A 22,156-nucleotide genomic window follows, 5' to 3' on the forward strand; every position below is an offset into this window, starting at 1 on the left:
TGGCTACTTTAACGCTCCATCATAGGTGTGGCTTTCCCAGGCGGCCTCAAATTCCGCCTGCTCTATGACGCAGGCGTGGAACTCCTCACCCCAGACATGGGCGTTCAATTCCTCCACGGTGGGGATCGGCGTGATCTCGATGGCGCCGTCGTAAAGGTCAGGGATATTGCGGGTGCGGCCATCTGCAAAGATGTCAATGGAGTGGAGGGCCAGCCGCTCATTTTCTGTATCCACTTCATAGAGGATCACCGACGGTTCTCCCTCCGGTGCGTCCTCCCAAAAAAGCTTGATGTACTCCATCATTCCATTTCCCTCATTTGAACCAATGCCACCCTGTCATGGTGCCGGTTACCTCATCTATCTGTATTGCAATATCATAATTGCCGCGACAGCCCAGCAAGGCCGCGAGATGATCGTTTTCCATAATCAAATCATAAAACTCAACCGCTATGTCTTGGAATTCCTTCGGAATTTCCAGTGCAGAGAAGAAATCCACTGATTGAGCATTTTGGAAAAATTCAATGGCCGTTTTACTGCATTTTACTATAATCCCTGTTTGAGTGGTCAAATCTTTCATGCTTTCGCAACCTCGCTCATGTTCAGATACATCCCCATCGTTTTTTCATTGTCACAGGCCGCCCGGATCATTTTGGACAGCAGCATCAAATCGTCGATGTATTGGGAGTACACGCAGAACACATCCTCGTCAGAGTCGAAGTGAAACAGATCCACGCCGCTGTTATTTTCCTCGAACTCCTGGATCACGCCCCGGACCAGCCGCTCCCAGTCTCCGCTGCTTCCAGTCAGTCCCAGCCGGTAGAATTCTTCTGCCCGGAACCCATCGCTGATTTTCAGCAGAAGGGAGATGGCATAGGGGTGGTGGGGAATGAGAAAGAATGGCGCGATCTGCTCCGGCTTCACCCAGATTTTGAAAGGCGGACGCGGATCAGGTATCCAGGGCAAGATTTCCCATTCGTCCTCCGGCCGGTTTCCGTATTGGCAAAGGTCTTTCATAGTGTTCTCCTTTGTTCTGTCACATTTTTAATCCTGCTTTCGATAACTGGCTTCAATGTCGATGAAGCGCACATACACGGCGCAGACTTTGCCCTTTGCGTCATAGCCGAAGTAGACGGGATAGTAACCGTCACCCCAGCCAGAGGAGAAGATGGGCAGGTTGCAGTCCGTGTCCGGCACGGTCCAGTTGAGCCAGTCGCCGCAGTCCCCCTGATATTTGGGGTGGGCTTGGGCGTTTTCCTCCAGTAAGTCGCAGAACAGGTCGTTGTAGGGGTCGATGTCCGGGTCCTCCTCCAGCCGCTTGGCCCAGTATGTTTTGAAAGCCGCCTGGGTCTGGATGTCTGCAATACACCCCATTCCGGCATCTACGCCGAAACCGAAGTAGTCATCATCTCCCAGTGCCGCGTCCAGATTCTCGTTGCCCACCATGCCCAGCTCATGGCGGACAGGCTTTTCCCGGCTGACCTCCACCTTGACGCAGGCGTAGCGGTCGCCGTATTGTTCGCTGGGTACCACGCAGATTTTCACGGGATAAGTTCCGGCGGGGATCGTTTGAAGGAACGGCAGAGTGTCCTCCAGCTCCACCAGCGGATCACAGGCGAAGATCTGCCCGGTGGGGAAATGGACGACACCGATGTCCAGTACATCCACCGCCATGTTCCCAATCACTTTCTCTGTGAAATGGGCCTCCAAGTCATCTTTACAGGTCAATTTATCCTTGATTGCTTCGTATTTGTTCAACCATTCAGTTGTAGGCATATCAGTTTCCTCCTGTTGGTTCTGTTTTTTGATATACGCGCTCTTAGAGCCGTCCCAGTAGCAGTTCACACATCGGCCATTCTGGAAATGATGGTCACAATTCGGGTAGCCATAGAGAACATGGGCACATTCCGGGCACAGCCCCATCATCTGTGAGGAGCCTTTGAAAAACAGGCTTCCGCACTCATCACAAAGGGCCAGTTCTTTTTCTGCCATAGGGTTCACCAGTCCCGTTCCCGGATGGCCTCCTCGGTGTCAATAGGAATGCCAAACCACTCCAGAATGTAGGCCACGGTTGCCGCGATACATTCCCGTGCCACCGTTTCGATCTCGCTGTCGTGCTCGTCAAACTCCTCCTGGAGATCATTGATGCCGCAGACCGCCTCGTCCAGCGTTTCCTGCACCACTTCGGTGTCGGTTTCGCCACTCTCCAGCAGGGCGATGACCTTCTGAAGCTCGTCTTTTACCTTGTCCACCAGAAAAGTGGGATAGTAATTGTCCTGATACATCTCGTCCAGCAGCTTGTAATTGGGGTCAAATGCTTTCATAGGGATTGCTCCTTTCCTCGTGTATGTCAGTCACGCTCAGCTCTCATGTGTGATACAGAAAATCTCCTTGTTCAAATCAAAGTAGATTACCATCAGTTCGTCGGTAATCTCCGGGTTAAAGGACAGATCCAGAATGAAAACTTGCTGGTTCATCTCGCTATCCACCAGACTGCCGAACCGCTTGAGCTTCAAAAAGTCAACCATCTCAGCAAAGGACAGTTTGGCCGGGTCGGTTCCCGGAAAGAGTTCCGCCGCAATATCCGGGCCTACCTCGTCTCGGTGGAACTCCATGAAAAAGGTCACAACGCTATGGTAGCGGCTGTCCTCGTCCGCCAGCGCCGCTTTGATGGCGGCTTTGGCCTTTTCTGCCAGTTTTTCCGCCTCATCCAGCATTTCTCCCACCGCATCCATGGCAGCAGGATCGCCGGTCAGTTCTTCCTCTACATCGAAGAGAAAGGGTAGTCCCGATTCCTCGGGAAAGTTGAAGATTTCCTCGCCGGGTATATATGTAAAATCAATGCGTTTACAGTTCAGTTTCATAATGTTATCCTCCTTACCCCTCAATGTTGGCAGCTTTGAGACCCTTTTTCAAGGAGCCGTAGACCGTCACCGCATGGTCGGTGAACATCTCGTCGCAGTCAAACCAGGCGGTGAAGCTGCCGCCGGAGGTGACGGATAGGCTCGTCATGCCGATCCGCCGGGCAAGTTCTTCCTCAGTGATGGGATCTGTTTTCGGATCGCGGGGGTTTTCCTCATCTTGGGAGAGCCAGTTGTTGGACAGCCCGGTCAGGTTCTTGGCTACAAGCTCCCGCATGGCCTTGTCCCAGGTTTCACAGTCGGCCAGCAGCTTCTTGGCGGCACTGCGGGCACAGGTCCAGGAGGGCTTGCTCTCGGCATTGACCTCCAGAGAAAGGCTCACATCCGTTCCGCACCACTGGATCTCGCCCTCAAAGGTAGCATAGTCCTTGTCCAGTGTCAGTTCTCCCAGCACCTGGTCCTGGATCACCACCGGCTTGTGGTACTCGTCCAGAACGGCCTGAAGTTCCGGGCAGTCCTCATGGGTCTTGACCACCTCGGAGATACACCAGGGCCACGCCACCAGATCCTTTGCCCATTCTTCTTTCATCCGGCGGATCTTCAGGCGGCAGATCTGCTCGTTTTGAAAGCGTCCCCAGCCCTTTTCACTGTTGCGCTCCTCGTCGGTGACTGGCCACTCCAGCCGCTCCTCTTTGGTGGTGACCTTGCCGGTGTCACAGAACACCATGCCCAGCGTCACAACAGTCATTTGCCAAAAGTTGCCCCTGTTGTTATATCCGCCCCCGATGCAGCGATTGATCAGAGCGACCACTTCCTGCTCCTCGGTCTCATACATCTCATAGAATTCTTCGAACATAGATCATTCTCCTCATTTCTCAAACTCGCCCTCGATCATCCCGTTCAGATACCGGCCGGGATCTGCGATGAAGTCATCCCATTTGGCCAGAGGGTGGAATTCCTCATGCTCGATGTCCAGATACCACAGTTTTTTGTCCCTGGGGCTCCACAGCAGCAGATAGTCGCTGTAGTTGTCCATCTGCACCATCAGGGAGAGCAGCTTCTTCCGTTTCCAGGTCATCTCCTGCACATCCATGAAGGAGTATAGCTCCGCCCACTTCACCCATTCCTGATCCGGGAACTCCAGCCGCAGGGGGCCGGTCTTCAAGTATTCCACCAGCTTGGCAGGCAGCTTGTAGGGCATAAGCTGCCGGATCTTTTCCTGCTTGTTGTGCCATTCCTCCGGCTCCAGGGCTTTCAGGTAGTCGGCCATCTCCTGATTCTTGTTCTGCACCGCCACGGTGTAAGGCCGGTCGCCGTATTTGTCAGCAATGGTGATGTCGGCTCCTTGCTCAATGAGCCAGCGCACCATGGGGAGATTCTTATGCCGAGCCGCTTCGGTGACAGCGGTGGGGGCGTTCGGAAACACCATGTCCGGCTTGTGGTAATTGATGTCTGCCCCTTTTTCCAGAAGCAGCCGGGCAAGTTTGGTGTTGCCCTCGGACACAGCGGCCCGGAATGCCTCGCCGCCAAACTTGTCCACTGTGATCCCAGCTTGCTCCAGCACCTGGATATTCTCCGCTCGCTGTCCCCAGCGTACTTCCTGGAAGGCCCGCTCTTTCTGCTTCGAGCTGAGTTTTGCGGCCTGTCCAGCAAAGAGCGCCACCACCTCCGGCCCACAACAGCGGGCGGCGGTGAGCAGCAGGGGCTGTTCCTCTGCCAGACCGGGATCAGCTCCATGCTCCAGCAGGAAGTGGATCATGGGCACATCATTCCGAAAAACCGCGATCTCCAATGGCATCAGCTTGATGTATTCGCTGAGCTGGATGGGAACATCTAAATCCAGACCGCCTTGTAGCAACGCCTCCAACTTGGGAGTGTCATGGTCACAGATGGCAGCAGCCGTTTCCGGAAGGGTCTCCCAGCGGCCAATATATGCAATTTGGTACATAAGGCACCTGCTTTCGTTGTTGTTTCACTTTATAGGGAACGGTTCGGCCCAGCACCCGGCCCTTGCCAACGGCATTGGCTCCCTCATAGATCAAAAATTCCGCATTGTTTTCCAGCGGGGCATAGTCAATGGTATCTGGATATAGGGGTTGGGCATTTCCCAAAGCTGGTGTATCAAATGTACACTCGGTTCCGTCCAGAAAGCATACACCCAAATATTCTGTAGTTCCTGTGACCACAAAATGGGGACAATACTTTCCGCTGACCAGGCTGGGTGGTATTTTTCGTTTGCCGCTCCAGAAGATGACCTCCACATGGAGCACCGCCCGGTTTTCATCTGTCCCGATCACGCTGTCGCCCTCCTTTATCCCGTCATCTGGCTGCGGTATACTCAGGCCAGCTCTGCGTCCAGGATCTGGACTGGTTTTCCTTTCTCGTTCACATAGTAAAGGGCGATATAGTCGATGCCGTCCCGCTTGGCCTGCTCCCACGGCATCCGTTCACCGTTGATCAGTTCCACGGTATCCGCCTCATCCGGTTCAAAGTTCTCTTTTTCGTCCTCATAGTCAATGCTGTACCCCAGCTCCAGCACCAACTTGGAGGCGGGGATCTCATACCGCTTGAGGGGGCGGTGCTCCAGCTCGGATGGATCATGTTCATCGCAGAACATATTGTCGTAGCCATGCCGTCCACCGTCAAAGATGACGAACTCCTCGCCGCTCTCCGGGTCACGGGCTGTCACCAGTCCGGGGGCCTCGTCGCTATCTATGATATAGGATTGGGGTTCTCCTTTCACCGTGAGCAGATCTCCGTAATACCAAACCTCCAGCAGTTCATTGCCGGTGGTGGAACAAAGTATCACGCTGGGCAAACGCTTCTCCGCCCATTCTTTCACATGGCCGATGAGCCAGGTGGGATATTTCTCAGTCATCATAGTCTTTCTCCTCCTATTTCAATTTCAGCACAAATCCCCAGATACTCACCACAATCAGGAGAACACCCAACAGAAAGAACACCACCCGCCGGTATCCTCTGCTGTGGCGGTGGGCATCCCGCGTACCAGTGGGGTCGCAGAGCCAGTTCCAGTTGCGGGTCGCTCCAATTAAAATCACGGCCCCGATGAGCACCGAGGCAATATACCAATGCTCTTGCAAAAATACTGTGATCTGTTCGCTGTTCATTTACATATAACCCCCTTTTCATCATCGGGAGTTTCCCGCCGAATAAATTCCTCCCGTTCTTTCAAATCTATTTCCAAGGCTTTTTCCTCCTCAAGATATTCCTCGCAGTCCCGAACCAGCTTTTGGGCGGCTGGGTCATCCGGGGCCAGGGCCAGCCAGCGTTTTGCGTATTCATAGGCGATGGCTGCGGAGCTGTATGCCATCAGGCAGGAATAGCCCATCCGGGAGTTCCAGTAAGGGTCGTTTTCTCCCTGGGTGCGAACGGACTCCAGCAGTCGGATGGCGTGCTGGATGAGATTTCCGTCCACTTCACTGTCGGTTCCGTGCTCTCCATGATCTCCCAGGACCGCCAGATTGCTGTAAGCCCGACTCAACTTGACGGTTAGCAAATAATCTCGCTCCTGCTCCGGGATAGCCTCGATGGCCTCAATACATCGTGAGAACTCGTCCGCATCATTCCACTCCTCAGTCTGCTCCAGCAGTTTTGTTTCTTCTGTCTGATTCATCATTTCACCGCCTTTTCTGTGTTATCCCTTGCCTTTTCTGAAGTGTTCGCTGCCTCGCCAGGTGTTGACCACACAGGTGAAGATCTGGCCGCAGTGCTTGCACCGGATCATGTGGGCCATGATTTCATCCGCCCAGCCATCCTCTGTCTTTACCTTCTCCAGTGGGCAGGTGGATTCCTCTTGCATCAGTTCAAATTCCCCCTCCGACACCAACTGCTGAATGTAAGCAATACAGGCCAGATAGTCCTTTGGGGCGTCAAATTTTCTCCATGTTTGAATGTTTCGGCAGTGCTCGCACATAGTGGACGCCTCCTTACGCAAATACCTGCTGGTATTTCTCTTTTCATACTGTGCGACTTTTTCAGGTCTGCTGGTGCTGCATGGACACGATATGGCAGTCCGGGCAGAATTCCACATAGAGCGTGCCCTCCGCACAGTCAAACACCGTATCCCACTGAATCTGGGCCAGATATTTCATAGGTTTCCCGCAGTGGGGGCAGGTCGTATATTCCGCGTCCTGTACCCAGTTGGCAAAGCCACCCACCGTGTTCACATCCTGGCAGGCCGCACCGTAAAACAGGGGCACGGGCGCTTCGCCCAGCACAAAGGGATTTTCCGTGAGGGCCTTGTAGTCCTCGGGACTGACATAGCAATCCGTTTTCTCCGCCCCTTCAAAGAACTCGGAGGGAAAGACTTCCACGCCGCCATCCAGGGTAAAACTGTTAAAGGCTGGACCTTTCAAGAATCCCACACAGTTGGGGCAGCAGGTGGCAGTCAGAATACCATCCAACCCCAGAAATTTCAGCCGCTCATCCCGGCCATCCAGCACCAGCATGTCCACCATGCGTCCGCCACAGTGGGGGCATGTGTCCTCCCGTGCCCGGCCAATGCGGACGGGAGATTTCTCGCTGGTGGTTCCTTTGACCATAGGATAGCAGGTATCGAAGTTGAGCTGGATTTTCTGGCCCTCCTTGTCGAAGGTCCAGCCTCCGATCTGCGCATAGCTGGATGGGTCTACATAGAGGCCCTTGCGCCAGGGCCGGGGATTTCGCTCCAGCTCCAGCAGAGTCTCCATTGCCTTGTCATCTCCTTGCATAGCAAGGCAACTCATCAGGTTGGAGGCCGCGCTGGAATATTCTGCGGACAACAGCGCATGGATCAGACCATCCCGCACATCGGCGGGAGCATGATAATAGATCTCACAGGGCCAGAACACCTCTGCGGCCAGTGCCACTCGCTGAATCTCCGGGGTGATGGCATCATGGTAGCCAAGCAGCTGCCAAAAGTCGGAGAACTCTGGGTCCTCCATATCAGCCAGCCTCTGGATGTTCTGTATCAAGTTTCTTTGTTTTTCGACAATTTGTTCCGGCATCCAGGCCAGAGCAGCTTGCCGTTCTTGCTCGCACTTACATTTCCAACACAATCCCTCATAACCCAATGGGGTTCCACAGCTGGGGCAGGTATATTTCAGACTCATGTTCTCATACTCCTTTCAGGCAATAAAAAAGCCCCACGCCGCACTGTCATAAAGACAGGCTGACGCAGGACATGAAGAAGCCGCGTTGAAGGAGCCGCATCCACCAGCAGATGTAGTTTCTTCAACAACCAAAATATTTTTTTCGTATCTTAAAGCAGCAAATTGCTGTCCAATATATTTGTTCATAGCGGCACCATTTGTTCTGAGCGTAGTTTTATATCTTATTATATCACAGCACCCCTTCAATGAAAATATTTTGTTGGAAATGCTAATGAAAAATTTTTGTGAATTTGTTAAGGCGCAGGGGCTGTTATCTCCATAGTGTCTGGATGGATCAGAGTGATTACTTTTCCCTGATGCAAGGCATAGTTGACTGTCTGTGCTGTACCTGAGCGCAGCTTTTTCTGATTATCAAACACACCGATAAGGTACTCTGCATGATCGACCATATAATAATTTCTTTTTTTATAACTGGAAACATCCGCAGAGTGTGAAATAACAATAGAATCGTTTGCGTTTTGGATCAGCTTTTTCAATCTATGTTTACTCTGATCCGGCCATTTAGAGTCATAGCCGATGAAGGGAACTACAACGATAATTTTAATATAAAAGTCAATATGCTTCATCCGGTTCGGTAGGTGCTGCGGTAATATCGCGGTAGAAAGTAGCCCATGCAGCTTCCTCATAGGGGTGTACAAAAAAGAAGCCAATGCTCAATGGAATTGTCAGCAGAAGAACAAGAGAAATCGCCAGAGCCTCTGAACCGGTGAAATATTTGAGAACCAGAAAACCCTCGGCATACAGTGGCACCGAACAGAGCAGCTCCCAGCCAATGAAGCTGAAATCCAGACAGAACAGCCGCCATTTGTTGCCATTCATGATCCGCCGGGATTCTGTGATCGCTTCATTTGCGGTCAGCGAAGGATGCTCGGACATGATGTAAGGTGTCATCGCATAGCTGTATGTTTTCACGATTCCCGGAATCACCAACAGCAGCGACCAGAGGGCGATGTACAGACCCTGCAGGAATTTCATGCAGAAGCCATCCCACAGACGGTCTTTCTGAGAGAACAAGTCCGAGATGGCAGCATCATTTCCATCTACAAGGTTCAGATTAAAATGAGCATATCCCAGTTGAACTGCACCGCCCACGATCAGTTGGAGGACTGCCCACAGAACAATGCCGGCAAGCAGAACAGCAAGCAGCCGACCGCCGTTGGGCTGGGAGAACAGTTCAAAATGGATGTCCTTTGCCTGATTGGAATTGGATACGGCACTGTTGGAACTGCTCACAATGGTAGCACCGAGCGCACTGGCGGCAATACCTGTCAAAACAGCAGTTTTCCATTTTCCGCGCAGGGCATCGAGAGCGAGCATACGATAGTCGGCAGATACTTTCATAAAAGCAACCTCCTGTCTGAAAACGGCAAGGATTTGTGAAATAGGAAGATGATATGCCACTTTAATTTAGATACGTTTGAAAAGCTGAAAAAATTGCAGCATGAATGAAAAAGAGGCTGTTACACCGGTTTTATCCTTGTGCAACAGCCCCTTCCTTTACTTCAGCAGCTTGTCCAGTTCATCATATTGCATTACTGGAGCTTTGCAAGGATTTCTTCAGCCGTCATACCGCTGGCAAGCAGCTTCTTCAGCACATCTTCTGCTTCGCCCTTCTTTGCTTCTTCTGCTGCTTTTGCTTCGGCGGCAGCTTTTTTGTTTTCGGCTTTGGCAAGTTCCTTGGTGGCGGCTTTCAATTCTGCTTTCTTGGCTTTCAGCTGCGTCTTCAGATCATCGAGATTTGCAGTCAACGTAGCAACCTCAGATTCGATTTTCTCTTTTTTTGCGGCCTTTTCTGCAATGACTGCTACATAATCAACGCTGGCCTTTACAGTACGAGCCTTATTCTTGCTTCCCTTGGGTCTTGCCATAATAATTTCCTCCCATAAAGTGAAATAATTTGATACTTACAAGTATATTTCCAAATAGTCAGAATTGCAATAGGTAACATGAGCCGTCTTCAACTGCCAATGCAAATCTTATTCGGTATGCCCGAAGATCGTCGCAAATGTATTCCTTCAATGGTAACAATCATGGAGATTAGTGTTTATCTGGAGATTACCAAAGGATAAATAGAAGCAGTATTAAAGCCGTTCACCACGCAGATTTTCCAGCGTGGCGAACGGCTTTTTTGCTGCCCCTATATTTACAGGTAGGAGGAATCGAAGAAGTCTTTTAATGTAATTCCTAAACCCTGACAAATTCTTTCAATCGTCTCTACGCTTAACTGCCCTCCCCGACGGGCGGTGGTTTGAATCGTGGAGTACGATATTCCGCATTTCTTTGCCAATACACATAGATTCATATCACGCACTTGCATCAAATCCTGAACACGCTTGATCGTATCCACAAAAACTCCTCCCATCTTTTTAGTTCAAAACTTTTCCAACAACCTCGAATCTTTGCTCTGGAGATATAAGGATCGGCGAATATTTGGTGTTAAGAGAAACCAAAACCGGTTGGTTATGCACCACGCCATAGCTGTCGGTAAGGAACTCTGCTTGGGATTTGTCTGGGGTATGTTCATCGTATTTTTTCAGATATCCACAGTCATCATATACGAATATCCCGATATCCCCGCACTCAAGTTCTTCGCAGCGCTTCACCCATACAATCTGTCCGTTATGATAGCGTGGCTCCATACTATCACCGCTAACATATATCCCGAACTCGGCACCAGCCGGAACGCTACTGGCAGGCACTTGTATCTGCTGGAACATTTCACCCTCAAGAAAAGCTCCTAGACCTGCCGATACTGGCAACTCTGATACAGGCATCATTATGTAGTCGATTTCCGCGGGCTCTTCTGCGTCTGGCTGGTAGCGCCGGGATGCAATCAAGTCCATTTCGTACTCAGCGACTTTTTTTTGCCCGATGTCATTTAGAAGGGCGGGTTTCTGGAAGTTCTTTGTAAAGTAGGAAGGACCCTCCTTGATGTTCAATGCGTAGCAGATTGCAACTAGTTGGTAGATGCTAGGAGTGGTATAGCCTTTTTCCCATTTGCTGATTCCTTTATCACTGACATCGACGCCATAGTGACGGAGAAGTTCAGAGAAAGTTACAAGTGAATAGCCATTCCTTTTTCGTGTGCCTGCGAGAATCTGACCAACCTCATTGCTATCCCTCGCAGCGACTGCATCATAGCGCACTGTGGATGGGGCTATGTGCATTTTGGTGAGCGTGGTTTTCTTTTTCATAACAAGAACACTCCTTTGTGATCCGGTAGCTCTATTATAGTATAGAAAATATAAGAAATCAACAGGAAATCTCTAAAATGGAGACAAATGCGTAATTGACATCTCCATAAAGTGGGTGTATAATCAAACCAAATCCACAAATAACAGCCTTTTGGTGTTATTTTCGTATGGGATTATGTTTGTTTGGCGTTTTTTTGCGAGGTGATACTATGAGAAAAGAAAATGTAAGATGTCCAATGTGCGGAACCATGAATTATGATGTGGATCTTGATGAAACCGGTGGCTGGACAAAATGCCGTCTGTGCAAAGCAGTGACCTGCTCTATGGATGAGTGGAAAAAACATACAGTGTCCGTTCCGCTGTTGAACGAAAAACAGCTCGTGGCACGCAGTATGATTCGCAAGTAATGCACGCCGTGTTTTGATAAATCCGCAAAAAGGAGGAATTCTGATGTGTGGTGATTACAACCTTCGCCGTGAGAAAAGATACGTCGAAGTGGACGTTCGTTTTACTCCTGACGGTAAGATCCGCCCTCTTGCCATAAACTATGACAAGGCTCACACTTATGGAATTGATCGTGTCTTGGCAGTCAAACATGGGACATCACGCCTAGGCGGAAAAGGTCACTGCTTCACCTGCCTGATCTGCGGTCAGAAGCGGAATCTTTGGCTTGAACGGGGCAAGTGGTTCGTGGAAGCCTACTGCTCCGTGCCGGAAAGCTGTGCTTCGTAATGGCAAGATACTTATCCCGCGCAGATCTTTCGCACATAGCGGGTAAGTATATCGACCAGTACTATACCCGTTTCGGGATCAGTAAAGATGACCCAGAACCCATTGACCCTGAACGGCTCGCAAGTTCTGTTCTTGGGCTGAATGTGAAAATGCTGCCGCTATGCAGCGATGGAAGTATTCTAGGACTGACTGTTTTCCAGAAATGCGGTTTTACCGTAACCTTGGGGGACGGGACAAAGCTTGTGGAGGTGTTCATGCCGAAGGACGTTGTAATCGATTCCGCCCTTGCGTCAGACAGCTGCACCGGATGCCGGAATTTCACGATAGCGCATGAAGCGGCACACCATATTCTGGCTGACCAGTTTCCGAACGACTACGGAAAAGCAGTCAAGTGCCGTGGGCACATTGCCTATCGGGAACGAAACGGACAGCCCTCATGGGAAGAATGGCAGGCGAACACCCTTGCAGCGGAGCTGCTGATGCCAACATTTCTGGTCAACGCCGAAATAGAACGTGCAGCGCTGTGCCTGCCAAATGGAATCCTGTACAAATCCGCATCGGACCCGAACTATGAAAGAATTCTGGAGATGGCTGCACGGATCGGGGTATCGTGGTCTGCGATCAGGATCAGATTACAGCAGATGCAGGTCATCAACGGAAAACCCATCCACTGCCATCCATTGGACGTCATTCGATTTGGAGAATAATATGACTTGGTCAAATAATCGCTCTTTTAAGAGTAAACCGCTGAACAATATACAGCAGGCACAATTCAGCATTGGCTGGAGGTTTTGTCCGGTTTGCGGACACAAGCTCTACCAAAAAAACGAGAGCTGTTCAGGCTCTATCAGCATAAAGTGCCTCAAGTGCGGTAACATAGCAACAGTTGACTTAGCCTACCGCAGACGCTGACTTTTTTAGACAAACCACAATTTCAAAAATCGGGTGCATTGCACCCTGAATATGGACTGTTCGTCACCGAGCAACGGGCCATTGCCGCAAGGCAATGTATGAAACGCGCACCAAATAGCCGGGCAACAGCTGATAGAGTGATTCTGCTTTAGAACCGCTCTGTTAGTTGGTTGTCCGGCTATTTTTTTAGCCTTCAGGTAGCCTGCTCCCGTAAAAAGGAGCAGGCTTTATGTTTGTCCGTTTTTCATGGATGCCCCAAGCGGCAAAATATCCGTAGCCTTCCAAATTTTCGACTTTTTACGACTTATCGAAAATTTGGAGGTTTACGATGTCTTTTAATAAAGGCTATGAGTTGAAGAAGTTTGAAGCACACTGGGAAAAGTTGCGCATCGAGTACGCAGCTGCGGGAATGACGAAAGAGGCCATCCAGAAGATGTACGATTATGACCGTCAGCAATTCAATTCGGAGCGTACCTTTATCGAGCGGACGCAGGAATTCACCGCTCCTGCGTATGAAAGCTCTGAGGAAGAAGCGTCGCCCTTGATGCTACGCTATCAGGATGCGATTACCGTGACAGATACTTACCACGAAACTAAAAGCCGTTTTGCATGGATTGGTGAGATTGAGAATGAGCAGTTGCTTACTGCACTCGAAACTTTGAAAACCGAAGATTTGGAAATCATCACCATGTACGCTTACGAGGGATACGACATCACTGAAATTTCTAAAGTCTACGGCGTATCTCGGCCCACTATTAGTATCAAAATCAAGAGAATTACTAAATTTTTGAAAAACTTCAATTTCAATGCTACGAATTGACCTTTCTCGTCGGCTACCAAGTGAGAGGACAATTTCCCAAGCGGCACCTGCCGCAGGGCGAAACGTCCGACCTCAGGGACCTTGAAAACTGAATAGTTCCGTCATCTGGTACTCCGATAATGATACTTCCGTAATTCGCGGCCCGGTCACAAAGCAGACGGGGTGGCTGAAATGCCAATGAAGCGGTACAAGTCCGCTGCCAGATGTTCATGCCCCACTCGCAGGGAGCCGAGGGCGAATATGCGAGACCTTTAATCATATTGATCCGGGAACTGTCGGGTACGTTCCACGCATCCGGCAGTTCCCGTTTTTTTACGTACTCTTATTTATTCTTTATCCGAATATTCACTTTTGATACATAGGAGGACACTTTTATGGACGAGTTGAACCCCACGGTGCGCGAGCAGGAGATCTACGAGGAGATGGAGCTGACCCCTGAGATGGTCAAGTCCATCCGAACTCTCTGCGGTACCTGTCTGCGGCACTTTGTGGATGCAAAGGCTTTCAAAATCGCGCTTGTACCCAGCCCAGACCGGAGCATGGACACATGCACCGTCTGCCAGATGCGGCGCGGCTATGATTATGTGGTCATGCACCGCTGACCCAACCATACCACCATACCTTGAACGAAGCTCGTTGCGGAACATCCGGCAGCGGGCTTTGCACATAACAACATGGAGGTACAATTTTGCAGCAAAACTGGAAATTCCAACGCGGAGACATCTTCTTCACCCATTTCGGGGCGAGCACCGGCTCGGAACAGCACGGTGACCGCCCGGCGGTCATTCTTCAGAATGACGTGGGCAATTATCACTCTCCGACCCTGATCGTTGCGACCATGACAAGCAAGGCGGAAAAGAAAGTAAACCAGCCGACCCACTGCCTGTTGGAAAACGCAGGGTTGAATATGCCGTCCGTTGTGCAGGCAGAGCAGATCTTCACCATCGACAAAAGCCGGGCACTGAAGTATCTGGGGCATCTGACCCCAGAGGAGATGCGCCGGGTGGATGATGCGGTTCGCATCAGCCTTGCGCTGAACCCTATGGGCAGCATCCAGCAGATAGAGCCTATCCGGCGCTCTACGGCGGTTTATGCGCCGCCTGAGGTGGTGGATGGCAAACCGCCTGTCTACCCCTATACGCCCATCCGGTCGTCCTTTGAGAACGCCGGAAGCATCGAGGAAATGATGCTGTACACCGAACTGCAATCCGCGGTTCATGCCATGATCCAGCGGCTCGAATATAGCTTCACCTTCAATCCCAGCCTGCTCACCAGCCCGAAGCGGAAGCAGCAGGTGACTGAGATCTTAGAGGAAGCCGAGAAGTACATTTGGAGAATCAAGGAGGAAATGCGATGCGCCTGAACGACAACAATACTTTCATTGGTATCAACCCGCCGTACCAGCTTTCGGTCATCCACAGCAGCAAGCTGATCTATCCCCGCGAGATCTACCAGCGGGGCGTAGAGCGCAAGAGGGTGGAGCTGATTGCAAGGGACTTCAACGAGTACATCGTTAACGAGCCGAAGGTCAGCTTCCGCAACGGCAGGTACTATGTAATGGATGGGCAGCACACCATCGAGGGCTGCATCCTCCTCAACGGCGGCGAGGACCGCCCGATCCTCTGCAAGGTCTACACCGGTCTGACGATGGAGCAGGAAGCCCTGCTCTTTGCCGAGCAGAACGGTCACGCCGCACCCCTGTCGGCGGGCATCAAGCTGCGCGCCAAGGTGGTGGGCGGCGATGCGCCTTCCAAGGCGTTTGTCGCAGCCACTAACCGGGCGGGGCTTTCCCTCAACTACGACAGTATGCAGCTGAGCGACTACCGCATCGGCTGCGTGGGCACGGCGCTGAAGCTGTACGACCAGCTGGGCGAAGAGATCTACTGCGAAGCTCTGCGGCACATCGTGGAAGCGTGGGAGGGCAAACCGGATTCCTTCCGGGCGGCTGTCCTGCGGGGCGTGATGTACTTTGTGCAGCTGTATCATGGGCAGTACAGCGAGGAGCGGCTTGTCCGTGCGCTGAGCGGCGTCCATCCCATGGAGCTCTACCGTGTCAGCCGGGATAACCCCGCCAAGCTTCCGGGCTGGCGGCGGTACGTTTACCCCATCTACACCACTTACAACGGCAAGTGCAGGAAAGACGCACTGCCGATGAAGTTCTAAGCTCAAATATCTCCTTTGGCAAGTGAGATGGTCCCCGAAAAAGACCATCACACTTTACATATAGTATTTTCTGCTGAATAATCGACATATTGAACTAGAAAGAGAGGACAGGAATGAGCGAGATCGCAGCCTGCACTTTGATTCAGGAAGAGCCTGACCGAAAGACGGAGAGGTATCTGACGATGTTCAAGGACTACCCGGATGTGGTGACGGTGGAGCATCTTCAGGAAATGCTTGGCATCTGCCGGAAGAATGCGTATCTGTTGGTCAAGCAGAATAAGATCCACTCGGCGCGTGTAGGACGCAGCTATAAGATACAAAAACTCTGCGTGGTAGAGTACCTGCTCGATCAGGATCGGCAACTTGGAGGGATGCACCTTTCAAACTCCCTTGTGCCATCCTTGCAAAACACTCCAGAATCTTCTAAACTTATGATGCCTAAGCAAAGGACGTTTGGCTGCGAACAGAAAGGAGCATAACTATGACAAATGTGGCCGGACATTTAAGAGAACAAAACGGTATGTATCAGATGATTCTGAGCTGGAAAGACACAGATGGAAAGCGCAGAACCAAATCCATCAGCACAGGACTTCCTGTTAAAGGAAACAAAAAAAGAGCTGAATCTCTGTTGCGTAAAACACAAAAAGAGTTTAACCCTGAAACGATGCAGCAGGTTTCCGACCTGCCGGTATCGGAATATCTGAACCGCTGGCTTCGGGAAAGCGTGATGAACCTTCCGCCCGAAACCTATGGCAGATATGCTTATGATCTGGGAAGAGTAGTTGTCCCATACTTTGAAAAGAAGCGGCTGTCTTTGAAAGCACTCTCTCCGCGCGATTTGGAAACGTTCTTCCGCTATGAGCGTCAGCAGGAGGAGGCCAGTGTACAGCAGCTTCTGGATTGGCACAAGGAGTTGACCGATGCCCTACAATATGCCGTTGACAATAATTGGCTGAAGGTCAGCCCCATCAAAGAAGTTGACCCCTGCCTTGATAACTCCCCGGTACTTTTCACCGACTTCATCACGGACTGGTTGAAAATGATGAAGTCACGAGTGGAAATCACAACCTATACCAGCTATGAAAGAGCAATCGTTCACAAGATCGTCCCATATTTTGAACCGCTCCACTATACATTGCAGGATATGGAACAGCATCCCAAATACATCCAAGACTTCTACCAGCATGAGTTGGATCGTGGCCTTACGGCAAACACCGTCATTCACTATCACGCCAACATCCGCAAATGCTTGCAGTACGCTTTTCAAATCGGCATGATCCGTTCCAACCCGGCAGATCGCGTTGAACGTCCTCGTAAGGAAAAGTTCAAGTCGGAGATTTACAGCGGTGAAGAACTGGAGCAGCTATTCAAAGTGATTCAAGGTGATCCTTCGGAGTTTGGCGTTATCATGGCTGCATTCTACGGCCTGCGGCGCAGTGAAATCGTTGGTTTGAAATGGGATGCCGTTGACTTTGAAAACAAGAAAATCAGCATTCAGCATACGGTTGTGACCGCAAAGGTCAACGGAACGCTAACAGAAATCGCACGAGATAAGACAAAAACAAAGTCGAGCTGCCGGACACTTCCCCTAATCCCTGCCTGTGAGCAGATGCTCAATAAAATGAAAAAGGAGCAGGAGCAGAATCGGAAGGTCTGCGGCAAAAGCTATTGCACCGATTATCTTGACTATATCTATGTAGACCCGATGGGAAAACGGATTCGGCCCGATTTCCTGAGCCAACATTTCCCGGATTTTCTGGTCGCACACCAGATGAAGCGTATCCGCTTTCACGATCTGCGCCATAGCTGCGCCAGTCTGCTCTATGCCAATGGCGTGAGCCTGAAGGAGATTCAGGAGTGGCTGGGGCACAGCGACATCAGCACGACAAGCAACATTTATACACATCTGGATTTCTCCAGTAAGGTATCTTCGGCGAATGCAATCGTCAATATCTTCCCAGAAAACGCCAAAGTATAAAAAATGGGCAAAAAAGAAAAAACAGCCTAAAATCTTTCGATCCTAAGCTGTTTTATGATGAAGTGCCGATGGTGGGACTCGAACCCACATGGTTTCCCGAACGATTTTGAGTCGTTTGCGTCTGCCATTCCGCCACATCGGCTGATATTCAATTTTGAGACATTCGTACCGGTTTCTGAAGATTGGAGGGATGTTCAGGAGGGATGTAAGAAATCCTGCTTCGACAAACCTTCAAAATTCAACGCACAATCGTGAATTTCTCGTACAGACAAGAAAAATCACGAAGCGGATTTTGAGTCCCCCTCGTCTGCCATTCCGACACACCGGCGTATGTAGAACAGTACTATTATAGCGGATTTTCCGTCCAAAATCAAGACGCTATTCCCTTTTGCAGAAAAAAGAATTTTTCGCCTTCCCTTTCCGGAGATTCCGTGGTATCCTTACAGCAAAAAAGAGCCTGGAGGTTCCTATGAATCACACGTTTTCTGCTCCCGTTACCGCTGCACAGCGTCAGCGGGACACTCTGCTGGGCGCGCTGGTGGGGCTGGCGCGCTCCACAGTCAATGAACCCAAAACGGAGGATACTGACCGCATACTGGCTGCCGGTCTGCGGCTGGCGGCTGACCCCGAGGCCGCCGAGAGCGCGCTGCTCCGGATGACTGACATCGTTGAAGCCGAGAAGCACCGGGTGGCTCCCAACTGCGCTGCCTGTGCCATGCCCTGCGGAAACACCAGCAATTATGACCTTGCCCGTTTGTGGGGCGCACCCGCAGAAATTTGTGCCCTGAAAGTTCGACTGCTTTCTGCGGTCTGCGTCCTTGCCGGACAAAAAACGACGGCACAAATCCAGAAGGAGATCTGCGATGATCTATTTGTGCTGGCAGAGGACTGGGACACCGAACTGCTGCTGTCCATCGTCACACGGGCCGAGGGACTGTGCGTCCAGTAACTTTTCCAGAAACAAAAAAGTATTTCCTGCCTGAAAACGAACCTTTTTTCACAAAACCTCTTTACAAATGCGCCGCAAAAAACTATTATATAGTTATATGCTGCTGTTTGATGCAAGGTTTTTCTACCGGTGCATTCCGGTATTATTCCCACACGCAAAACGATATGAGAAAGAAGGTAGAATCCATGTCAGTGAAAAAGCCTGTCGTTCCTGCCGCTGCAGAAGCTCCCGCAGCCGAGGCAAAGCCCGCACGCAAGACCGCAAAGTCCGCTGTCAAAACGGAGAAAGCCCCCAAAACGGAAAAGACCGCCCACAAGGGCCGTCCCCCGCTTTCCCCTGAGATCTACGTTGAATTTGCCGGCAAGCAGTATAACATCACCGATCTTGTGGACCGCGCCAAGGCCGATTACCGCCTGACCCACAAAGTGGGCGTGCAGTCCTGCAAGATCTACGTCAAGCCTGAGGAAGAGGCCGCCTACTATGTCGTCAACAAGGTCGGCGGCAAGCTGCCTCTGTAAAGGCTGCGTTTCTGTTTTTCACCGCACAGAAAAAGACCAGAGCTGTTCTGCCAAGTGGCAGTTCAGTTCTGGTCTTTTGTTTTACAATGTTACAAACCCATACGCTCTTCCCTGACGCGGAACGCGGGGTCTTACTTCAGGAACTTGTGCACGGCGCGGGCCACGATGCCGCCCAGGATGCCGGAGACGAGGAACTCAGCCACGCCCTGGACACCAACCAGCAGCACAACGAACATCAGGGGGTTGGCAGCGCCTTTAACGGACACCAGGTTCTGGACATAGTCGCAGTTATAGAACGCCAGTACGATATACCCCATGAAGAACAGGGTGTTCAGGGCCGGAGCGCACATGGCGCTGACGATATAGCTCCAGGTGCGGCTCTTGTCCAGCTTGCTCAGGCCGTTGAAGATCAGGCCCACACACACGCCCATCAGCACACGCATTCCCACGCAGAGGATAAAGGTGTTGACAGGGCTGACCTGGAACAGAGCGCCGGTCATGGCGGAAGCGCCGGTAACGGCATCATAGAAGCTCACCGCGCCGAACACGCCGCCCAGCACAGCACCGGCCACAGGACCCATGGTGATGGCACCCACCGCAATGGGCAGGGTCAGGAAGCTCATGTAAAGCGGGCCCATGGGCACACTGCCCAGGCCGATGGCCTTCATTACAAGCTCGATGGCGACCAGCAGTGCCAGTCGGGTGAGAGTGCGAAGATCGTTGTTTTTCATAATTCAGTTTTCCTCCTGCTGCCGTTCCGCCCTATACGTCGGATACGGCGCAAATCTGGTTTTTTCTGTCAGGGAATCTATAAATAAGCGGGCAAGCCCACCTTATTTATCACAGGGAAATTTGATGCCGGCGCTCCGCCGGGCCACGGTCAGTACACGGCTGACGGCCACGGAGGTATCCAGCATCCGGCTGCACAGCTCCTGGTCACCTCCCTCGATGGCCCTGGCAAAGGCGTGGAACTCCGCCGCCTGCCGGGGTCTGCCGCCGTTCAGGTTGAAGTGCTCTTCCTTGCCCTGATTGGGGTGGAAGGTCACACCGCCGCACCAGTTGGCCGTGGATTTCTGCAGGATATAGCCCTTTGTGCCCTGGATGACATACCGGGCAGGCGCACCGCAGTCCTTGGCGGCCATGCTGACTGCCTTGAAGCTGTTGTACTCCATGGTCAGGATACCGCTGGTGTCGATGCCGCGCTCCATGTTGGGCAGGTAGTGCACCTGATTCGGCTCACCGAACAGGCCCACGATATAGCTGATGTTGTAGACATTCAGATCCATCAGGGCACCGCCCGCACACTCCGGGTCAAAGGAGACCGGCGTTTCCCCGGCACAGAAGGCATCGTAGCGGCTGGAATACTGGCTGAAATTGCACTGCACCAGCTTCACCCTGCCGATGCGGGGCAGCAGCTCCCGGATCTTGTTGTAGTTTTCGAGGTACTGGGTGGTCATGGCCTCAAACAGGAACACCTTTTTGCGGCGGGCCAGCGCCGCCAGCTCCTCAGTCTGGGCAGCGGTGCAGGCCATGGGCTTTTCCACTATGACATGCTTGCCCGCTTCCAGCGCCACCTTGGCATAGCGGTAATGCTGCAGGTTGGGCACGGCCAGATAGATCACATCCACCCACTGCAATAATTCAAAATAGTTCGTGGTGCGCTGGGGAATGCCGTACTGTTCGCACATCTCGTCGGCCACCGGCGCACTGCGCTGGGTGCTGCAGAGTGCCTGCACCGTAAAGGGGCAGTCCGGCCCTGCCAGCCAGGGCAGAAACTCCCGCACGATCATCCCCGTGCCCAGGATCCCTAGTTTCATTGTTCTCTCCATCCTGTTTCGTCGTCAGCCGTTTTTGTTCTTCTCCTCGCGGCGTTCCCGGCGCTGGGAGCGGGGACGGCGGCCCCGGCGGAAATTGTTGTTCTGGTTCCGCCGCCTGCCCCCGGCGGCATAGTGCGGCTGAGGGGCGTTCATCTGGTACAGCAGTGCCAGCCCCTTCAGCAGCAGCTCCGGGTCGTAGGTCAGCGGATGGCGGCAGAGCGGCGTGACATACTTTGCCAGCCCGCCCGTGACCACCAGGGTGGCCGGGCGGCCCAGCTCTTCCTCAATGCGCTGGGTGATGCCGTCCAGCAAGACTGCCGTGCCCAGCACAGAGCCCGAAAGCATACAGCTCTCAGTGTTCACACCAATGGCTGCTTTGGGGGAGCTCAGCCGCACCTGCGGCAGCTGGGCACAGCGCTCCCCCAGAGCCCGCAGGCCGGTGGAAAGCCCCGGGCAGATCACACCACCCCGGAATACCCGGTTCTCATCCACAACATTAAATGTAGTGGCAGTGCCCAGATCCACAGTGATGACCGGCAGCGGGAAGTTCGCCGCGGCGTAAGCGGCATCCACCAGCCGGTCCTTGCCCACGGCATGGGGGTCAGGCACCCCCATGGTCAGGCCTGTGCGGATCTCCGGCGAAACGATGACCGGCTTTTTGCCGGTGTAATAGCGGGCGCACTCAGCCAGTGCCCCGGTGATCTGGGGCACTACGCTGGTCAGCACCGCGCCCTCGAACCGGATGGGCTTTTCCGGGTGGCGGCGGTGAGCAAACACCTTTTCCATTTCAATGCGGTATTCCGCGGCGGTACGGGTGCGCACCGTATCCATGTGGGCCACAAAGCATACACGTCCGTCCTTGATGCCGCCCAGGGCGACGGTGGTGTTGCCTATATCAATGGCTAAGATCATATTTTACCTTTCCTGCAAAACCTCTCAGGCGCTTTGCTCCGGCTCCCCTGCCAGAGGAGCCGGTTGGCCTGCCTCTCCCGGCAGGAGAGGCGGCAAAGACGCAGACCTTGACGGAGAGGTTTTATTCTAAGT

Annotated in this window: 34 protein-coding genes and 1 tRNA gene; 11 read left to right on the forward strand and 24 right to left on the reverse strand. The window is 52.2% G+C overall.

What is annotated here, in order from left to right; all coding sequences use genetic code 11:
* Positions 1-3: 3 nt before the first annotated feature.
* The 20 genes from MTP40_RS11320 to MTP40_RS11415 form a co-directional block, all read right to left on the reverse strand.
* The gene (locus MTP40_RS11320; RefSeq protein WP_006773009.1) at positions 4-303 is read right to left on the reverse strand and encodes a DUF6881 domain-containing protein; all 300 of its coding nucleotides are present in this window, start codon (positions 301-303) and stop codon (positions 4-6) included.
* A gap of 10 nt (positions 304-313) precedes the next feature.
* Positions 314-577, reverse strand: coding sequence for a hypothetical protein (locus tag MTP40_RS11325; protein ID WP_006773010.1), 264 nt, complete (start codon positions 575-577; stop codon positions 314-316).
* The gene (locus MTP40_RS11330) at positions 574-1,014 is read right to left on the reverse strand and encodes an Imm51 family immunity protein (RefSeq protein ID WP_249259395.1); all 441 of its coding nucleotides are present in this window, start codon (positions 1,012-1,014) and stop codon (positions 574-576) included. Before MTP40_RS11330 ends, MTP40_RS11325 begins: the two co-directional genes overlap by 4 nt.
* Positions 1,015-1,041: 27 nt before the next feature.
* Positions 1,042-1,773 (reverse strand): DUF4241 domain-containing protein, encoded by a 732-nt coding sequence (locus MTP40_RS11335; RefSeq protein ID WP_442900431.1) that lies wholly within the window; start codon positions 1,771-1,773, stop codon positions 1,042-1,044.
* 221 nt (positions 1,774-1,994) lie between these two features.
* Positions 1,995-2,321: a DUF5713 family protein gene (locus MTP40_RS11340; protein ID WP_008723389.1), complete on the reverse strand. Its 327-nt coding sequence runs from the start codon at positions 2,319-2,321 to the stop codon at positions 1,995-1,997.
* Positions 2,322-2,357: 36 nt separating this feature from the next.
* Positions 2,358-2,861 carry a DUF2004 domain-containing protein gene (locus MTP40_RS11345; protein ID WP_117506228.1) on the reverse strand — a complete coding sequence of 168 codons (504 nt, stop codon included), beginning with the start codon at positions 2,859-2,861 and terminating at the stop codon, positions 2,358-2,360.
* Between the two features lie 13 nt (positions 2,862-2,874).
* Positions 2,875-3,714 carry a DUF2262 domain-containing protein gene (locus tag MTP40_RS11350; protein ID WP_249259397.1) on the reverse strand — a complete coding sequence of 280 codons (840 nt, stop codon included), beginning with the start codon at positions 3,712-3,714 and terminating at the stop codon, positions 2,875-2,877.
* A 12-nt stretch (positions 3,715-3,726) separates the two neighbouring features.
* On the reverse strand, positions 3,727-4,806 hold the full coding sequence (locus tag MTP40_RS11355; protein ID WP_249259398.1) for an ankyrin repeat domain-containing protein: 1,080 nt from the start codon (positions 4,804-4,806) through the stop codon (positions 3,727-3,729).
* Positions 4,742-5,155, reverse strand: coding sequence for a hypothetical protein (locus MTP40_RS11360; RefSeq protein WP_227622993.1), 414 nt, complete (start codon positions 5,153-5,155; stop codon positions 4,742-4,744). The genes MTP40_RS11355 and MTP40_RS11360 overlap by 65 nt, the downstream gene beginning before the upstream one ends.
* 41 nt (positions 5,156-5,196) lie before the next feature.
* Positions 5,197-5,739, reverse strand: coding sequence for a hypothetical protein (locus tag MTP40_RS11365; RefSeq protein ID WP_249259399.1), 543 nt, complete (start codon positions 5,737-5,739; stop codon positions 5,197-5,199).
* 13 nt (positions 5,740-5,752) lie between these two features.
* On the reverse strand, positions 5,753-5,986 hold the full coding sequence (locus MTP40_RS11370; RefSeq protein ID WP_015563522.1) for an immunity 17 family protein: 234 nt from the start codon (positions 5,984-5,986) through the stop codon (positions 5,753-5,755).
* A complete protein-coding gene (locus tag MTP40_RS11375; protein WP_223383279.1) occupies positions 5,983-6,495 on the reverse strand; it encodes a hypothetical protein in 513 nt (170 codons plus the stop codon). The genes MTP40_RS11370 and MTP40_RS11375 overlap by 4 nt, the downstream gene beginning before the upstream one ends.
* A gap of 18 nt (positions 6,496-6,513) precedes the next feature.
* Positions 6,514-6,678, reverse strand: a complete 165-nt coding sequence (locus MTP40_RS11380; RefSeq protein WP_249259400.1) for a hypothetical protein — start codon at positions 6,676-6,678, stop codon at positions 6,514-6,516.
* 175 nt (positions 6,679-6,853) lie between these two features.
* Positions 6,854-7,969 (reverse strand): hypothetical protein, encoded by a 1,116-nt coding sequence (locus MTP40_RS11385; RefSeq protein ID WP_249259401.1) that lies wholly within the window; start codon positions 7,967-7,969, stop codon positions 6,854-6,856.
* A gap of 15 nt (positions 7,970-7,984) precedes the next feature.
* Positions 7,985-8,155: a hypothetical protein gene (locus MTP40_RS11390; RefSeq protein WP_008723379.1), complete on the reverse strand. Its 171-nt coding sequence runs from the start codon at positions 8,153-8,155 to the stop codon at positions 7,985-7,987.
* Positions 8,156-8,262: 107 nt separating this feature from the next.
* The gene (locus tag MTP40_RS11395; RefSeq protein WP_431733468.1) at positions 8,263-8,655 is read right to left on the reverse strand and encodes an SLOG family protein; all 393 of its coding nucleotides are present in this window, start codon (positions 8,653-8,655) and stop codon (positions 8,263-8,265) included.
* Positions 8,582-9,370, reverse strand: a complete 789-nt coding sequence (locus MTP40_RS11400) for a DUF975 family protein (RefSeq protein WP_015565820.1) — start codon at positions 9,368-9,370, stop codon at positions 8,582-8,584. The genes MTP40_RS11395 and MTP40_RS11400 overlap by 74 nt, the downstream gene beginning before the upstream one ends.
* A gap of 191 nt (positions 9,371-9,561) precedes the next feature.
* Entirely contained in the window at positions 9,562-9,897 is a 336-nt protein-coding gene (locus tag MTP40_RS11405; RefSeq protein WP_015565819.1) for a hypothetical protein, read from the reverse strand.
* Between the two features lie 275 nt (positions 9,898-10,172).
* Complete coding sequence (locus MTP40_RS11410) at positions 10,173-10,376, reverse strand: helix-turn-helix domain-containing protein (RefSeq protein WP_223383275.1); 204 nt, start codon at positions 10,374-10,376, stop codon at positions 10,173-10,175.
* 19 nt (positions 10,377-10,395) lie between these two features.
* Complete coding sequence (locus tag MTP40_RS11415) at positions 10,396-11,223, reverse strand: XRE family transcriptional regulator (RefSeq protein ID WP_097776430.1); 828 nt, start codon at positions 11,221-11,223, stop codon at positions 10,396-10,398.
* Between the two features lie 209 nt (positions 11,224-11,432).
* Here MTP40_RS11415 and MTP40_RS11420 point away from each other — a divergent pair, with 209 nt between their 5' ends.
* From MTP40_RS11420 to MTP40_RS11460, 9 genes are all read left to right on the forward strand, one after another.
* On the forward strand, positions 11,433-11,630 hold the full coding sequence (locus MTP40_RS11420; protein WP_097775157.1) for a hypothetical protein: 198 nt from the start codon (positions 11,433-11,435) through the stop codon (positions 11,628-11,630).
* 43 nt (positions 11,631-11,673) lie between these two features.
* Positions 11,674-11,955 carry a hypothetical protein gene (locus MTP40_RS11425; RefSeq protein WP_097775158.1) on the forward strand — a complete coding sequence of 94 codons (282 nt, stop codon included), beginning with the start codon at positions 11,674-11,676 and terminating at the stop codon, positions 11,953-11,955.
* Positions 11,955-12,662, forward strand: coding sequence for an ImmA/IrrE family metallo-endopeptidase (locus MTP40_RS11430; protein ID WP_249259402.1), 708 nt, complete (start codon positions 11,955-11,957; stop codon positions 12,660-12,662). Before MTP40_RS11425 ends, MTP40_RS11430 begins: the two co-directional genes overlap by 1 nt.
* 533 nt (positions 12,663-13,195) lie before the next feature.
* The gene (locus tag MTP40_RS11435) at positions 13,196-13,687 is read left to right on the forward strand and encodes a sigma-70 family RNA polymerase sigma factor (protein ID WP_015565818.1); all 492 of its coding nucleotides are present in this window, start codon (positions 13,196-13,198) and stop codon (positions 13,685-13,687) included.
* 374 nt (positions 13,688-14,061) lie between these two features.
* Positions 14,062-14,289, forward strand: a complete 228-nt coding sequence (locus MTP40_RS11440; RefSeq protein ID WP_097775161.1) for a hypothetical protein — start codon at positions 14,062-14,064, stop codon at positions 14,287-14,289.
* 86 nt (positions 14,290-14,375) lie between these two features.
* Positions 14,376-15,050, forward strand: a complete 675-nt coding sequence (locus MTP40_RS11445) for a type II toxin-antitoxin system PemK/MazF family toxin (RefSeq protein WP_097771475.1) — start codon at positions 14,376-14,378, stop codon at positions 15,048-15,050.
* A complete protein-coding gene (locus MTP40_RS11450) occupies positions 15,041-15,850 on the forward strand; it encodes a DUF6551 family protein (protein ID WP_097775162.1) in 810 nt (269 codons plus the stop codon). The genes MTP40_RS11445 and MTP40_RS11450 overlap by 10 nt, the downstream gene beginning before the upstream one ends.
* A 113-nt stretch (positions 15,851-15,963) precedes the next feature.
* Positions 15,964-16,329 (forward strand): helix-turn-helix domain-containing protein, encoded by a 366-nt coding sequence (locus tag MTP40_RS11455; RefSeq protein WP_249259403.1) that lies wholly within the window; start codon positions 15,964-15,966, stop codon positions 16,327-16,329.
* 2 nt (positions 16,330-16,331) lie between these two features.
* Positions 16,332-17,828, forward strand: a complete 1,497-nt coding sequence (locus MTP40_RS11460; protein ID WP_249259404.1) for a tyrosine-type recombinase/integrase — start codon at positions 16,332-16,334, stop codon at positions 17,826-17,828.
* A gap of 63 nt (positions 17,829-17,891) precedes the next feature.
* Here MTP40_RS11460 and MTP40_RS11465 read toward each other — a convergent pair.
* Positions 17,892-17,970: transfer RNA gene (locus tag MTP40_RS11465), tRNA-Leu, on the reverse strand.
* 327 nt (positions 17,971-18,297) lie between these two features.
* On the opposite strand from MTP40_RS11465, the gene MTP40_RS11470 reads away from it, so the two are divergent.
* Together MTP40_RS11470 and MTP40_RS11475 are read left to right on the forward strand one after the other, a co-directional pair.
* A complete protein-coding gene (locus tag MTP40_RS11470; protein ID WP_249259405.1) occupies positions 18,298-18,777 on the forward strand; it encodes a hypothetical protein in 480 nt (159 codons plus the stop codon).
* A gap of 164 nt (positions 18,778-18,941) precedes the next feature.
* A complete protein-coding gene (locus MTP40_RS11475; protein WP_005931749.1) occupies positions 18,942-19,295 on the forward strand; it encodes a DUF6465 family protein in 354 nt (117 codons plus the stop codon).
* Between the two features lie 131 nt (positions 19,296-19,426).
* Here the strand turns inward: MTP40_RS11475 and MTP40_RS11480 are convergent, their stop codons facing one another.
* The 3 genes from MTP40_RS11480 to MTP40_RS11490 all read right to left on the reverse strand — a co-directional run bounded on the left by MTP40_RS11480 (position 19,427) and on the right by MTP40_RS11490 (position 22,024).
* Positions 19,427-20,026, reverse strand: coding sequence for an ECF transporter S component (locus MTP40_RS11480; protein WP_097771480.1), 600 nt, complete (start codon positions 20,024-20,026; stop codon positions 19,427-19,429).
* A gap of 102 nt (positions 20,027-20,128) precedes the next feature.
* The gene (locus MTP40_RS11485; RefSeq protein WP_223384192.1) at positions 20,129-21,112 is read right to left on the reverse strand and encodes a Gfo/Idh/MocA family protein; all 984 of its coding nucleotides are present in this window, start codon (positions 21,110-21,112) and stop codon (positions 20,129-20,131) included.
* A gap of 24 nt (positions 21,113-21,136) precedes the next feature.
* Positions 21,137-22,024, reverse strand: coding sequence for a type III pantothenate kinase (locus MTP40_RS11490; protein ID WP_098924516.1), 888 nt, complete (start codon positions 22,022-22,024; stop codon positions 21,137-21,139).
* Between the last annotated feature and the right edge of the window lie 132 nt (positions 22,025-22,156).

This window comes from Faecalibacterium sp. IP-3-29, assembly GCF_023347335.1.
GTDB lineage: Bacteria > Bacillota > Clostridia > Oscillospirales > Ruminococcaceae > Faecalibacterium > Faecalibacterium duncaniae.

Excerpts from the sequence above, each read along its gene's own strand:
- MTP40_RS11380 (WP_249259400.1), bottom strand. The coding sequence starts at position 6,678 with ATGCAAGAGGAATCCACCTGCCCACTGGAGAAGGTAAAGACAGAGGAT.
- MTP40_RS11335 (WP_442900431.1), bottom strand. The coding sequence starts at position 1,773 with ATGCCTACAACTGAATGGTTGAACAAATACGAAGCAATCAAGGATAAA.
- MTP40_RS11475 (WP_005931749.1), top strand. The coding sequence starts at position 18,942 with ATGAGAAAGAAGGTAGAATCCATGTCAGTGAAAAAGCCTGTCGTTCCT.
- MTP40_RS11390 (WP_008723379.1), bottom strand. The coding sequence starts at position 8,155 with ATGAACAAATATATTGGACAGCAATTTGCTGCTTTAAGATACGAAAAA.
- MTP40_RS11340 (WP_008723389.1), bottom strand. The coding sequence starts at position 2,321 with ATGAAAGCATTTGACCCCAATTACAAGCTGCTGGACGAGATGTATCAG.
- MTP40_RS11415 (WP_097776430.1), bottom strand. The coding sequence starts at position 11,223 with ATGAAAAAGAAAACCACGCTCACCAAAATGCACATAGCCCCATCCACA.
- MTP40_RS11355 (WP_249259398.1), bottom strand. The coding sequence starts at position 4,806 with ATGTACCAAATTGCATATATTGGCCGCTGGGAGACCCTTCCGGAAACG.
- MTP40_RS11430 (WP_249259402.1), top strand. The coding sequence starts at position 11,955 with ATGGCAAGATACTTATCCCGCGCAGATCTTTCGCACATAGCGGGTAAG.
- MTP40_RS11405 (WP_015565819.1), bottom strand. The coding sequence starts at position 9,897 with ATGGCAAGACCCAAGGGAAGCAAGAATAAGGCTCGTACTGTAAAGGCC.
- MTP40_RS11425 (WP_097775158.1), top strand. The coding sequence starts at position 11,674 with ATGTGTGGTGATTACAACCTTCGCCGTGAGAAAAGATACGTCGAAGTG.
- MTP40_RS11370 (WP_015563522.1), bottom strand. The coding sequence starts at position 5,986 with ATGAACAGCGAACAGATCACAGTATTTTTGCAAGAGCATTGGTATATT.
- MTP40_RS11455 (WP_249259403.1), top strand. The coding sequence starts at position 15,964 with ATGAGCGAGATCGCAGCCTGCACTTTGATTCAGGAAGAGCCTGACCGA.
- MTP40_RS11480 (WP_097771480.1), bottom strand. The coding sequence starts at position 20,026 with ATGAAAAACAACGATCTTCGCACTCTCACCCGACTGGCACTGCTGGTC.
- MTP40_RS11385 (WP_249259401.1), bottom strand. The coding sequence starts at position 7,969 with ATGAGTCTGAAATATACCTGCCCCAGCTGTGGAACCCCATTGGGTTAT.
- MTP40_RS11460 (WP_249259404.1), top strand. The coding sequence starts at position 16,332 with ATGACAAATGTGGCCGGACATTTAAGAGAACAAAACGGTATGTATCAG.
- MTP40_RS11470 (WP_249259405.1), top strand. The coding sequence starts at position 18,298 with ATGAATCACACGTTTTCTGCTCCCGTTACCGCTGCACAGCGTCAGCGG.
- MTP40_RS11490 (WP_098924516.1), bottom strand. The coding sequence starts at position 22,024 with ATGATCTTAGCCATTGATATAGGCAACACCACCGTCGCCCTGGGCGGC.
- MTP40_RS11330 (WP_249259395.1), bottom strand. The coding sequence starts at position 1,014 with ATGAAAGACCTTTGCCAATACGGAAACCGGCCGGAGGACGAATGGGAA.
- MTP40_RS11345 (WP_117506228.1), bottom strand. The coding sequence starts at position 2,861 with ATGAAACTGAACTGTAAACGCATTGATTTTACATATATACCCGGCGAG.
- MTP40_RS11320 (WP_006773009.1), bottom strand. The coding sequence starts at position 303 with ATGATGGAGTACATCAAGCTTTTTTGGGAGGACGCACCGGAGGGAGAA.
- MTP40_RS11395 (WP_431733468.1), bottom strand. The coding sequence starts at position 8,655 with ATGAGGAAGCTGCATGGGCTACTTTCTACCGCGATATTACCGCAGCAC.
- MTP40_RS11450 (WP_097775162.1), top strand. The coding sequence starts at position 15,041 with ATGCGCCTGAACGACAACAATACTTTCATTGGTATCAACCCGCCGTAC.
- MTP40_RS11375 (WP_223383279.1), bottom strand. The coding sequence starts at position 6,495 with ATGATGAATCAGACAGAAGAAACAAAACTGCTGGAGCAGACTGAGGAG.
- MTP40_RS11325 (WP_006773010.1), bottom strand. The coding sequence starts at position 577 with ATGAAAGATTTGACCACTCAAACAGGGATTATAGTAAAATGCAGTAAA.
- MTP40_RS11365 (WP_249259399.1), bottom strand. The coding sequence starts at position 5,739 with ATGATGACTGAGAAATATCCCACCTGGCTCATCGGCCATGTGAAAGAA.
- MTP40_RS11440 (WP_097775161.1), top strand. The coding sequence starts at position 14,062 with ATGGACGAGTTGAACCCCACGGTGCGCGAGCAGGAGATCTACGAGGAG.
- MTP40_RS11350 (WP_249259397.1), bottom strand. The coding sequence starts at position 3,714 with ATGTTCGAAGAATTCTATGAGATGTATGAGACCGAGGAGCAGGAAGTG.
- MTP40_RS11435 (WP_015565818.1), top strand. The coding sequence starts at position 13,196 with ATGTCTTTTAATAAAGGCTATGAGTTGAAGAAGTTTGAAGCACACTGG.
- MTP40_RS11420 (WP_097775157.1), top strand. The coding sequence starts at position 11,433 with ATGAGAAAAGAAAATGTAAGATGTCCAATGTGCGGAACCATGAATTAT.
- MTP40_RS11485 (WP_223384192.1), bottom strand. The coding sequence starts at position 21,112 with ATGAAACTAGGGATCCTGGGCACGGGGATGATCGTGCGGGAGTTTCTG.
- MTP40_RS11400 (WP_015565820.1), bottom strand. The coding sequence starts at position 9,370 with ATGAAAGTATCTGCCGACTATCGTATGCTCGCTCTCGATGCCCTGCGC.